This window comes from Bacillus sp. BS3(2021) (assembly GCF_021043345.1).
Lineage (GTDB): Bacteria > Bacillota > Bacilli > Bacillales > Bacillaceae > Bacillus > Bacillus paralicheniformis.
The window spans coordinates 193,267-205,819 of record NZ_JAJNDM010000007.1 but is presented as its reverse complement, the minus strand read 5'-3'; the positions used below and the strand labels follow the sequence as shown (position 1 = coordinate 205,819).

11 protein-coding genes are annotated in these 12,553 nt (G+C 46.3%); 9 read left to right on the top strand and 2 right to left on the bottom strand.

What is annotated here, in order from left to right:
- Positions 1 to 101: 101 nt before the first annotated feature.
- Positions 102 to 188 carry a putative holin-like toxin gene (locus LQ247_RS22355; protein ID WP_003179417.1) on the bottom strand — a complete coding sequence of 29 codons (87 nt, stop codon included), beginning with the start codon at positions 186 to 188 and terminating at the stop codon, positions 102 to 104.
- Between the two features lie 261 nt (positions 189 to 449).
- The gene (locus LQ247_RS16670) at positions 450 to 875 is read right to left on the bottom strand and encodes a VOC family protein (protein ID WP_020450393.1); all 426 of its coding nucleotides are present in this window, start codon (positions 873 to 875) and stop codon (positions 450 to 452) included.
- A gap of 94 nt (positions 876 to 969) precedes the next feature.
- Here LQ247_RS16670 and LQ247_RS16665 point away from each other — a divergent pair, with 94 nt between their 5' ends.
- The 9 genes from LQ247_RS16665 (at position 970) to LQ247_RS16625 (ending at position 12,552) form a co-directional block, all read left to right on the top strand.
- Positions 970 to 1,917 (top strand): helix-turn-helix transcriptional regulator, encoded by a 948-nt coding sequence (locus LQ247_RS16665; protein ID WP_023855558.1) that lies wholly within the window; start codon positions 970 to 972, stop codon positions 1,915 to 1,917.
- Positions 1,918 to 2,208: 291 nt separating this feature from the next.
- A complete protein-coding gene (locus tag LQ247_RS16660; protein ID WP_035337087.1) occupies positions 2,209 to 2,886 on the top strand; it encodes a DUF3298 and DUF4163 domain-containing protein in 678 nt (225 codons plus the stop codon).
- A gap of 71 nt (positions 2,887 to 2,957) precedes the next feature.
- On the top strand, positions 2,958 to 4,337 hold the full coding sequence (locus LQ247_RS16655; RefSeq protein ID WP_020450396.1) for a polysaccharide deacetylase family protein: 1,380 nt from the start codon (positions 2,958 to 2,960) through the stop codon (positions 4,335 to 4,337).
- A 130-nt stretch (positions 4,338 to 4,467) separates the two neighbouring features.
- Positions 4,468 to 6,006 carry an alpha-amylase gene (gene amyS, locus LQ247_RS16650; RefSeq protein ID WP_231006310.1) on the top strand — a complete coding sequence of 513 codons (1,539 nt, stop codon included), beginning with the start codon at positions 4,468 to 4,470 and terminating at the stop codon, positions 6,004 to 6,006.
- Between the two features lie 167 nt (positions 6,007 to 6,173).
- Entirely contained in the window at positions 6,174 to 7,124 is a 951-nt protein-coding gene (locus tag LQ247_RS16645) for a LacI family DNA-binding transcriptional regulator (RefSeq protein WP_020450398.1), read from the top strand.
- 115 nt (positions 7,125 to 7,239) lie between these two features.
- Positions 7,240 to 9,003: a glycoside hydrolase family 13 protein gene (locus tag LQ247_RS16640; protein WP_231006309.1), complete on the top strand. Its 1,764-nt coding sequence runs from the start codon at positions 7,240 to 7,242 to the stop codon at positions 9,001 to 9,003.
- Positions 9,004 to 9,097: 94 nt separating this feature from the next.
- Positions 9,098 to 10,351, top strand: coding sequence for an extracellular solute-binding protein (locus LQ247_RS16635; protein WP_231006308.1), 1,254 nt, complete (start codon positions 9,098 to 9,100; stop codon positions 10,349 to 10,351).
- A gap of 41 nt (positions 10,352 to 10,392) precedes the next feature.
- Entirely contained in the window at positions 10,393 to 11,700 is a 1,308-nt protein-coding gene (locus tag LQ247_RS16630; protein WP_020450401.1) for a carbohydrate ABC transporter permease, read from the top strand.
- A complete protein-coding gene (locus tag LQ247_RS16625; RefSeq protein ID WP_020450402.1) occupies positions 11,701 to 12,552 on the top strand; it encodes a sugar ABC transporter permease in 852 nt (283 codons plus the stop codon).
- Position 12,553 lies beyond the last annotated feature (1 nt).

Sequence of the window (12,553 nt, the reverse complement as noted above, 5' to 3'; positions counted from 1 at the left end):
CTCCCGGAAGCAACAGAGAGGCTCCGTAAAAAGGAGTCGGCTCTATTTTTAGATCCCAATTAAAAAGTAAGATCGTCTTGGTGTGGGAATCAAGGGCGATCTTACTTTTTTTTGTCGTTCGATGACAGAATTGCCACGACAAGAATGCCGAAAGAGACCATGAGTTGCAACGCCTCTGATACTGTCACATGCTCACCCCCTTTCTCTCCAAGAGATGGAGGGTGAGCCGACCGCCCTTATATAGAACCGAACTGTTGCTACCCCTTATTATACCAAAAAGAAGAGGCGTTTCCATAAATGCCCTTTGTCAAGTGAATTTGAAAAAACGCAGTTTTTTAAATTTTTGTGGTCAAATACCGCTTTTTAGCCAAAAAACCCTGCAAATTTTTCCGTGCAAAAAAGGCCGGTTCATGAAACCCGGCCTTTTTTGATCTGTCTCATTTGTTCATTTATGCGGGACGCGCGGCAAAAATTTGAAAGGTAACGCCGAACGGATCGGTGACAATGCCGTAAGCGGGACTGAAATAAGTCTCCTTCAGCTCAAGCTTGACCTCGCCCCGCTCGCTCAGCTTGCCAAACAGCCGCTTGGCCGAAGAAACGTCAGCTGCCGTTACGCAAATGGACAATTGGTTTCCACTTTGGAAAGGCAGTTCAGGAATGATGTCGGCGATCATCATGACGGCGTCGCCGATTGTCAAAACGGCGTGTGCGATGAAAGCCAATTCGTCATCCTTAAAATTCGCCGCCTCATCTGCGGGGCCTTCGCCAATCGTCTGACTGAACTTTACTTCAGCCTCGAGTACATCACGATAATAATCAATCGCTTCCTTTGCTCTTCCATTCATCAGGATGTAAGGTGTAAATTGCGTTTTCATAGAGCGAACATCTCCTTTTTTTGTTGATCTAAGAAGATTGTATATTATAATAGTGACAACTTATGTCATGGTTAAAAAATGATTGGAGGTTTTCATGTCTAAAGCGAAACGATTGAATGAAATGATCATGATGGTAAACCGGAAAAAACGATTTACGGTCGGGGAGCTGGCGCAGGAATTCGGCGTTTCCAAGAGAACGGTTTTAAGGGATTTGCAAGAGCTCAGCGAAATGGGGGTGCCCCTCTATTCTGAAACCGGCCCCCACGGAGGGTATCAAGTGTTAAATGAAAGGATTCTTCCTCCCATCGCCTTCAGCGAGAACGAAGCGATCGCCATCTTCTTTGCGATCGATGCGCTGAAGCATTATATATCCCTGCCGTTTGACGCTCAGTACGACTCCATCAAAAAGAAATTTTATTTGAACCTTACAGGAGACATCCGGGATGCGATTGACAGTATGAAGGATCGCGTTGCTTTTTATACGCCTTATGAGCAAAAAGACGACATTCCGGTCTTAAAGGTGCTGCTTGAAGCGGCAGTTCAGCAAAAGGTGTTGATCATCGAATATGAAGCAAATGGCGCAGCAAGCAAGAGAAACATTCAGCCGATCGGAATCTATGCCAATCAAGGGAAGTGGTATTGCCCGGCTTACTGTTTTTTAAGACAAGACTACCGCATCTTCAGGTGCGACCGGATTAAGCGGGCCGAACTTGATGAACATACGGCCCCGCTTGATTTGACCGGTCTTAATTTAAAGAACCGTTTTTCAGCTGTGTCCCGGCCAAGGGAGACATTGGAATTATCCGCGGAGCTGACAAAAAAAGGAGTAGAACGGCACGGTTCCCTCAAATGGCCGCACCTTGAGCTGGATGTAAAAGAAGACGGGTCCGGCGTGCTGAAAGGAGAGATCGCGCCGAAGGACATTGATTTTTTTGCGGATTATTTCATTTCATTCGGCCGGGAAGCAATTATTCAGAAGCCTTCCGAATTAATCGAAAGGATGAAGCGGACATTATCCGACATGCTGAAACAATACGGCTAAAATGAAGACTCCGGTCAGACTGATCACGAAGTCCGCGGCCTGCGTTTTTCCGCCTTTAAAGCCCCTCAAAAAAAGCGTGAAGACGCACGTCTCATTCATCATTCCGTTAACGCCACTCTCAGGAATTGAGAGTGTCTTATTTTTGCCGTCAGAAGAAATTTTTACCCAAAAAAGTTGACGGGGGATTTAAAAGTGGGTATCATTACAAATATGAAATAAATATTACATTTGTGTTACAAAAGAAAATGATATGTTACGAGTTTAAAAGAAGATTGACAAAGGAGCATGCTTATGAAAAAAGCGATGGCTATTTTAGGATTCCTTGTACTCACAGCATCGCTGCTATTCATCATCAATAAAGGAACATCTCAAATAAACGCTTCACAAAATAGAAAAGCCGCGATTCACACGGAATATTACAAAGACATCAGTTCGCTTTCTTTTCCGGTATTCAGCGATTTGAAGGAAGAAGATGCCCAGCTGGCCAACGAAGCGGTAAAACATCATTTAAAAAACTCTTATAAAGAATTTCAAAAAATCGTTAAAGATGCCGAAAAGAAGGATAAGGACGAGGAGAACGTCTATGAAACGTCCTACAAAGTCAAATACAACGAGGAAGGCAAACTGAGCTTTTTAATCTATGACTATCAGTTCTCCGGCGGCGCGCACGGCATGTACACCGCTACATCCTACAACTTTGACTTTGACAAGCGCAAACAAGTCGTGCTGACTGACGTATTAAACAATCAGGCAAAAATCGAAAAAGCAAAAAACTATATTTTCAGCTATATCAACGAACATCCGGAACAGTTTTATTCTGATCTTAAAAAGAGCGATATCCGCTTGGATGAACACACGGCTTTCTATTATACAAGCAGCGGAATTTCAATTGTATTTCAGCAGTATGATATCGCCCCGTATGCGGCCGGAAATCAGGAAATAAAGCTTCCGTCGACGCTTTTATATTAGTCCCGGTATGAGAAACAATATTTGTAATAGAAACAGAGAAAGCAAGTCATGAAACAGGAGAGTGAGCAGCGATGTCTGGCAAACCATCATTTCGATGGGTTAAAATGTTGATTTTTTTAACGATATTAATAGGTTTGGCGGGGTACTCTTACAATAAGGTGTCAAGCAACAGTCAAGAGCCCCCTCAACCAAAAAAAGACGGCGGACAATCCGGCCTCGGCGTCGAATCCATGGTCAGCGACAGCAAACAAGAGCGGTATGCCATCCACTATCCGGTATTTCGCATAAAAGAAATCGATGAACAAATAAAAGATTATGTGAATCAAGAATTGGCCAGTTTTAAAGAGGATAATGCAAAGGCCCAGGCTCAGCATAAAGACGGGCCTTTTGAACTGAACATCAAATATAAGGTTGTCTATTACACAAAAGATGCAGCCAGTGTGGTGCTGAATCAATACATAGAGGCCGGGGGCGTTTCGGGTACAACGTCTGTCAAGACGTTTAACGCCGATTTAAAACAGAAAAAGCTGCTGTCCCTTCAAGACCTGTTCGAAGAAAATTCAGATTTTCTGAACAGGATTTCAAGCATTGCCTATCAGGAATTGAAAAATCGGAATCCGTCTGCCGACACGGCTTTATTAAAAGAAGGGACAAGCCCTCAGGAAGAGCATTTCAGCCGCTTCGCGCTCCTGGAAAACGAAGTCGAATTTTATTTTGAGAAAAAACAAACCGGTCTTGAGCAGTCTGTAAAAATAAAAAAAGAATGGGTAAAAGATATTTTAAAAGACCAATATCAGGATATGAAAAAGAGCCGTCTTCAGGCCAAACGAGAGCAGGAGCCTGTCCCCCTTCCGAAACAGGCGAAAATAAATCCTGATGAAAAAGTGATTGCTCTCACATTTGATGACGGCCCGAATCCCGCTACAACGAATAAAATATTGAATGCTTTACAAAAGCATGAAGGGCATGCGACCTTCTTTGTGCTTGGAAGCAGAGCCCAATATTATCCCGAAACGATAAAACGAATGCTGAAGGAAGGAAACGAAGTCGGCAACCATTCCTGGGACCATCCGTTATTGACAAGGCTGTCAAATGAAAAAGCGTATCAGGAAATTAACGACACGCAAGAAATGATCGAAAAAATCAGCGGACACCAGCCGGCACACTTGCGCCCTCCATATGGCGGAATCAATGATTCCGTCCGCTCGCTTTCCAATCTGAAGGTCTCGTTGTGGGATGTTGATCCGGAAGATTGGAAGTACAGAAATAAACAAAAGATTGTCAATCATGTCATGAGTCATGCGGGAGACGGAAAAATCGTCTTAATGCACGATATTTATGCAACGTCCGCAGAAGCGGCGGAAGAGATTATTAAAAAGCTGAAAGCAAAGGGCTATCAATTGGTAACTGTATCTCAGCTTGAAGAAGTGAAGAAGCAGAGAGGATATTGAATAAATGAGAAGAAAGCGCCATATCGGCGCTTTTCTGTTGCAAGAAAATATAGGGAAAACGATATTTGTTAAAAATTCAAAATATTTATACAATAGCATGTGTTTCACTTTGAAAGGGGAGAGGAAAATCATGAAACAACACAAACGGCTTTATGCCCGATTGCTGCCGCTGTTATTTGCGCTCATCTTCTTGCTGCCTCACTCTGCAGCAGCGGCGGCAAATCTTAATGGGACGCTGATGCAATATTTTGAGTGGTACATGCCAAATGACGGCCAACATTGGAAGCGCTTACAAAATGACTCGGCATATTTGGCTGAACACGGTATTACTGCCGTCTGGATTCCCCCGGCATATAAGGGAACGAGTCAAGACGATGTAGGCTACGGCGCTTACGATCTGTATGATTTAGGGGAGTTTCATCAAAAAGGGACGGTTCGGACAAAGTACGGCACAAAGGGAGAACTGCAATCTGCGATCAACAGTCTTCATTCCCGGGACATCAACGTTTACGGCGATGTAGTCATCAACCACAAAGGCGGCGCTGATGCGACCGAAGATGTAACGGCTGTTGAAGTCGATCCCGCTGACCGCAACCGCGTAACATCAGGAGAACAGCGAATCAAAGCGTGGACACATTTTCAATTCCCGGGGCGCGGCAGCACATACAGCGATTTCAAATGGTATTGGTACCATTTTGACGGAACCGATTGGGACGAGTCCCGAAAGCTGAACCGCATCTATAAGTTTCAAGGAAAGGCATGGGATTGGGAAGTTTCCAATGAAAACGGCAACTATGATTACTTGATGTATGCCGACATCGATTATGATCATCCTGATGTCACGGCAGAAATAAAGAGATGGGGAACGTGGTATGCCAATGAGCTGCAATTGGACGGATTCCGCCTTGATGCCGTCAAACACATTAAATTTTCTTTTTTGCGGGATTGGGTCAATCATGTCAGGGAAAAAACGGGAAAGGAAATGTTTACGGTAGCCGAATATTGGCAGAATGACTTAGGTGCGCTGGAAAACTATTTGAACAAAACAAACTTTAATCATTCAGTGTTTGACGTGCCGCTTCATTACCAGTTCCATGCTGCATCGACACAGGGAGGCGGCTATGATATGAGGAAATTGCTGAACGGAACAGTCGTTTCCAAGCATCCTGTGAAAGCGGTTACGTTTGTTGATAACCATGATACACAGCCGGGGCAATCGCTTGAGTCGACTGTCCAAACATGGTTTAAGCCGCTGGCTTACGCTTTTATTTTGACAAGAGAAGCAGGCTACCCGCAGATTTTCTACGGGGATATGTACGGGACGAAAGGAGCCTCGCAGCGCGAAATTCCTGCCCTGAAACACAAAATCGAACCGATCTTAAAAGCGAGAAAACAATATGCGTACGGAGCACAGCATGATTATTTCGATCATCATAACATTGTCGGCTGGACGAGGGAAGGCGACAGCTCGGTTGCAAATTCCGGTTTGGCGGCGTTAATAACAGACGGACCCGGCGGGACAAAGCGAATGTATGTCGGCCGGCAAAACGCCGGTGAGACATGGCATGACATCACCGGAAACCGTTCCGATTCTGTTGTCATCAATGCAGAAGGCTGGGGAGAGTTTCACGTAAACGGCGGATCGGTTTCGATCTATGTTCAAAGATAGAAGAAAAGAGTGATAGGACGGATTTCCTAAAGGAAATCCGTTTTTTTATTTTCTCCTTCTTATAAAATTTCTTTGATTCCATCTTATAATTAATTTTAACAAGGTGTCATCAGCCCTCAGAAAGGACTAGCTGACAGTTTGAATCGTATAGGTAAGGCGGGGATGAAATGGCAACGTTATCTGATGTAGCAAAGAAAGCAAATGTATCGAAAATGACGGTATCGCGGGTGATCAATCATCCTGAGACTGTGACGGATGAATTGAAAAAGCTTGTTCATTCCGCAATGAAGGAGCTCAATTATATACCGAACTATGCAGCAAGAGCGCTCGTTCAAAACAGAACACAGGTCGTCAAGCTGCTCATACTGGAAGAAATGGATACGACTGAACCTTATTATATGAACCTGTTAACGGGAATCAGCCGCGAGCTGGACCGTCACCATTATGCTTTGCAGCTTGTCACAAGGAAATCTCTCAATATCGGCCAGTGTGACGGCATTATAGCGACGGGGTTGAGAAAAGCCGATTTTGAAGGGCTGATTAAAGTATTTGAAAAGCCTGTCGTTGTATTTGGCCAAAATGAAATGGGCTATGATTTTATTGATGTTAACAATGAAAAAGGTACCTATATGGCAACACGCCACGTCATTGGGCTGGGCGTCCGTAATGTCGTCTTTTTTGGAATTGATTTGGATGAACCCTTTGAACGGTCAAGGGAAAAAGGCTACCTTCAGGCGATGGAAGGCAGTCTGAAAAAAGCGGCGATTTTCCGGATGGAAAACAGTTCGAAAAAAAGTGAAGCACGCGCACTGGAAGTGCTGGCATCCCTTGATGCACCGGCAGCCGTGGTTTGCGCTTCCGACCGCATCGCACTCGGGGTCATCCGCGCGGCGCAATCGCTCGGCAAAAAAATTCCGGAAGATGTCGCGGTTACCGGCTATGACGGGGTGTTTCTCGACCGGATCGCTTCGCCTCGCCTGACGACGATCAGACAGCCTGTTGTTGAAATGGGAGAGGCTTGCGCCAGAATCCTGCTGAAAAAAATCAATGAAGACGGAGCGTCGCAAGGCAATCAATTTTTTGAGCCGGAACTTATTGTCCGGGAATCGACTTTGTAAGGGTCTCATTCTGTTACCGGTAACAAGCTGAAAATGATTGTTCCTGTTATGCCGTCATGATAATTTCAGAATAAAAGCCGGTTTATCACAGCCGGACAACCAAAAAGGGGGAAACATGATGGAATATGCAGCGATTCATCATCAGCCTTTCAGCTCTGATGCCTATTCTTACGATGGAAGGACATTGCACATCAAAATCCGTACAAAAAAGAATGATGCCGATCACGTACGCTTCATTTGGGGAGATCCTTACGAATACACCGGTGGCACATGGAAAGCGAACGAGCTTGCGATGGCGAAAATTGCCGCGACAAGCACGCATGATTACTGGTTTGCCGAAGTGGCGCCTCCATTCAGGCGTCTGCAATACGGGTTTATCCTTACAGGCGCTGATGGTCAAGACACTTTTTACGGAAGCAGTGGTGCCTGTCCGTTTGCCGGAAAAGCGGCAGATATGGCCAAGTACTGTTTTAAATTTCCGTTTGTTCATGAGGCAGATACGTTTAATGCACCCGACTGGGTCAAATCAACCGTCTGGTATCAAATTTTTCCGGAGCGCTTTGCCAGCGGCCGAGAGGATTTGTCTCCGGAAAACGCTTTGCCGTGGGGAAGCAAGGACCCCGAGGTGGACGATTTTTTCGGAGGGGATTTGCAGGGGATCATAGACAAACTGGACTATCTGGAAGACTTGGGGGTAGGCGGCATTTATTTGACGCCGATCTTTGCCGCGCCTTCCAACCATAAATACGATACATTGGACTATTGCTCGATCGATCCGCATTTTGGCGATGAGGAACTCTTTCGCACGCTGGTCAGCCGGCTTCACGAGCGGGGAATGAAGATCATGCTTGACGCTGTTTTTAATCACATCGGCAGCGCTTCGCGAGAGTGGCAGGATGTCGTCAAAAACGGTGAAAAGTCCCGTTATAAAGACTGGTTTCATGTTCATTCTTTTCCTGTTAAAGAAGGCGGCTACGATACATTTGCGTTTACGCCCGAGATGCCGAAGCTCAATACCGCCAACCCGGAAGTTCAGGCTTATTTACTTGATATCGCGCTGTACTGGATACGCGAATTTGATATCGACGGCTGGCGTTTGGATGTGGCGAATGAAGTCGATCATGCGTTTTGGAAGAAGTTCCGTCAAGCCGTTACTGCAGAAAAGCCCGACATTTTTATATTGGGCGAAATCTGGCATCAGGCTGATCCGTGGCTTAGAGGAGACGAATTTCATTCGGTTATGAACTACCCGTTCACAGAACCGATGATTGACTATTTTGCAGACGGATCGATTTCAGCTTCGCAAATGGCGAGCCGCATCAATTCGCATCTCATGAGCGGGATGAAGCAGGTCAATGAGGTGATGTTTAATTTGCTGGACAGCCATGACACGAAGCGGATTTTGACAAGATGCGGAGGAGATGAGAAAAAAGTACGCTCTCTTTTGGCATTTATGTTTGCTCAGACAGGCTCGCCGTGCATTTATTACGGAACCGAAATCGGGCTGGACGGCGGGGATGACCCATTGTGCCGGAAGTGCATGGTTTGGGAAGAAGAGAAACAGAATCAAGAGATGCTCAGATTTATGAAACGGCTGATCGCTTTGCGAAAACAAGAAAATGATGTATTGACGTATGGAGCGCTCGAGTGGAGGCTGGTTGACGACGAAAACGATTTTGTCAGTTTTTCCCGAACGGATGAAGGAAAAGAGCTGATCTACTTCTTCCACCAGGGCAGCGAGGTGCGCCGTGTCAGATTGCGGGATTTGAAGATTGCAAGCGACAAAAGAATATATGATGCGTGGTCGGAAGAAGCGCTCCATCATGATGATGCGGTCGACATACAGCCAGGCGGGTTTTTCATTTTGGGGGCGGTTTAAATTCTGTTACCGGTAACAGAATTTAAACTATTGTAACCGCTTTCTATCGAGGATTACAATTGTCTCAGATTCTAAGATAGAAGGGGGAAAAAAGATGCAACATTTAAAAAAAGGATTTTTAGCGATGCTGGCGACAGTTCTGCTGTTCGGTCTTGCCGCCTGTTCAAGTTCAAAGGAAACGGGGGGCAACGGCGGGAAAAAAGTGCTGACCGTGTCTGTAGAAGAGGTCTATAAACCTTACGTTGAAAGCATAAAGGAAGGTTTTGAAAAAGAGAATGATGTGACAGTCAAAATTGTTGAAAAGCCAATGTTCGATCAGCTTGAAGCGCTTCCTCTTGACGGCCCGGCAGGCAATGCGCCCGATGTCATGCTTGCGGCATACGACCGTATCGGCGGCTTAGGACAGCAAGGGCATTTGCTGGAAGTCAAACCGTCTAAGACTAAAAGCTTCGGCGACAAAGAAATGCAGCAAGTAACAGTTGACGGAAAAGTCTACGGAATCCCGCTTGTTATTGAAACTCTCGTACTCTATTACAATAAAGACCTGTTAAAAGCGCCGCCAAAAACCTTTAACGAGCTTGAGGATTTAACAAAAGACAAGAGGTTCGCTTTTTCTTCGGAAAAAGGAAAATCGACCGCTTTTCTCGCAAAGTGGACGGACTTTTACATGTCATACGGTTTAATGGCGGGATACGGGGGATATGTATTCGGAGCTGACGGCACGGATTCCGGAGACATCGGTCTGAACAACAACGGGGCCGTGGAAGCGGTGGAATACGCCGAGAAATGGTTCAGTGAATATTGGCCGAAAGGCATGCAGGACAATACGAGCGCTGACGATTTTATCCAGCAGACCTTTATGGACGGAAAAGCAGCTGCTGTTATCGGAGGTCCATGGTCGGCTTCCAATTATAAAGAAGCCGGTTTGAACTACGGTGCCGCGAAAATCCCGACATTGCCAAACGGAAAAGAATATGCCCCGTTTGCAGGCGGAAAAGGCTGGGTCGCCTCTAAATATACGAAAGAGGCAGAGCTTGCTGAAAAGTGGCTGCAATATGCCGCAAATGACGAAAATGCTTACCGTTTTTATGAAGATACGAACGAAGTTCCGGCCAACCTCGCCGCACGAAAAAAAGCAGGGGAGCAAAAAAGCGAGCTGACGTCGGCGGTCATCACACAATACGAAACGGCGACTCCGACTCCGAACATTCCGGAGATGGCCGAGGTGTGGACAGGTGCAGAAAGCCTGATATTTGACGCGGCAGCAGGGAAAAAATCGGCACAGCAATCAGCGGATGATGCCGTCCGTGTAATTAAAGAAAACATTAAAGAAAAGTATGTGAAATAAAACGGCGGTTTTAGCGTCCGGAAGAATAGAGGGCGAAAAAAATGAACAAAGACCAAACACTTGCAAAACGGAGCCGGAAGGCAGCGCTGTTATCGATAATTCCCGGTGCTGGCCAGATTGCAAACCGGCAGTTTTCAAAGGGGATCCTTTTTCTTGTCATCACAGGCTTGTTTATTTGTGAGTTAGCGGTTTTCGGTTATCAGGCGCTGATCGGCCTCGCGACGCTGGGGACTGTCCCGGGAGAAGATCACTCGCTGTTTCTGTTGATAGAGGGCACGCTGCAATTGATATTGACGCTCGTTTTTCTGATGTTTTACATCTTTAATCTGTATGATGCCCGGAAGACCGCCGCGATGAAAGCGGCGGGTTTGAAAATCAGCGAGACGGCCGGGGACATGATCAGAAATGCAGGTGACAAAGGGTTTCCGTATTTATTTACGCTGCCGGCATACCTCATGATGGTGTTTGTGATTATTTTTCCGGTGCTGGTGACTCTGTTTATCGCGTTTACAAACTACGATTTTTATCATATTCCGCCTAACAGTCTCATCGACTGGGTCGGCTTTAAAAATTTCATGAATATCTTTTTCCTTGGCTCATATCGGCAAACATTCGCCGATGTACTGGGCTGGACGATCATCTGGACGATCTGTGCGACAACGCTGCAAATTGTTCTCGGCATCGTGACAGCGTTGGTCGTCAATCAAAACTTTATTAAAGGCAAGCGGATGTTCCGGATCATCTTTCTGCTTCCGTGGGCCGTTCCGGCATTTATTACGATTATGAGCTTTGCCAACATTTTTAATGACTCGGCGGGCGCGATGAATGTCCAAGTGATCCCGCTTTTGAACCAGCTCCCGTTCGTCGATATCCCGGCTGTCGCATGGAAGACCGATCCGTTCTGGACAAAGACGGCTTTGATTATGATTCAGACGTGGCTCGGTTTTCCATACATTTATGTCATGGTGACAGGGGTGCTTCAGGCGATTCCCGGAGAGCTTTATGAAGCGGCAAAAATTGACGGCGCGACATTTATTCAGCGCTTTAAACACATTACGCTGCCGATGATTTTATTTGCGACCGCACCGGTGATGATTACCCAGTATACGTTTAATTTCAATAACTTCTCGATCATCTATTTATTTAATGAGGGCGGTCCGGGGAGTGCGGGGGCCGGAGCTGGGTCAACCGACATCTTAATATCCTGGATCTATAAGCTGACGACGGGAACGTCGCCGCAGTATTCCGTGGCGGCTGCTGTCACACTGCTCATTTCTTTCATTGTCATCGGGGTTTCCCTGATTGCTTTTAAGAAATCGAATGCCTTTGGCAATGAGGAGGTCATGTAGATGAGAGGGATTTTCAAAAATACGCGGTTCACCGGGATTCTGAACAAGGTTTTGACCTATATATTTTTGACGTTTTTAAGCATCGTGATTATTTATCCGCTTTTGATTACGGCATCATCCGCATTTCGGGTCGGGAATGTAGCGGCTTTTACACTCGATTTTTCGGGCCAATGGACATTGGACCACTTTAAGCGGCTGTTTGAAGAGACGCTTTACCTCAACTGGTACGGGAATACGCTTGTGATCGCGCTGTCTGTCATGGTGTTCCAGGTGACGATTGTGACGCTTGCCGGCTATACGTACAGCCGCTACCGGTTTGCGGGCCGAAAAAAGAGTCTCATTTTCTTTTTGATCATTCAAATGGTGCCGACGATGGCGGCGCTGACCGCTTTTTACGTCCTGGCCATGCTGATCGGAGCTTTGGACCAATATTGGTTTTTAACTGCAATCTATATCGGCGGCGGAATTCCGATGAACACATGGCTGATGAAGGGCTACTTTGATACAGTGCCTAGAGAAATCGATGAAGCGGCGCGGATTGACGGAGCGGGGCACCTGCGGATCTTTGCTTCGGTCGTTCTGCCGCTTGTGAAACCGATGCTTGCTGTCCAGGCGCTGTGGGCGTTTATGGGGCCGTTCGGCGACTATCTGCTGGCGAAATTTCTGCTTCGCTCGCCGGAAAGCCTGACCATCGCCGTCGGTTTGCAGACATTCATCTCCAATCCGCAGCAGCAAAAAGTCGCGCTGTTTGCAGCGGGCGCGATTCTTGCGGCTCTGCCGATTTGCATCTTGTTCTTCTTTCTCCAAAAGAACTTTGTGTCCGGTTTGACATCCGGCGGAACGAAGGGATAAA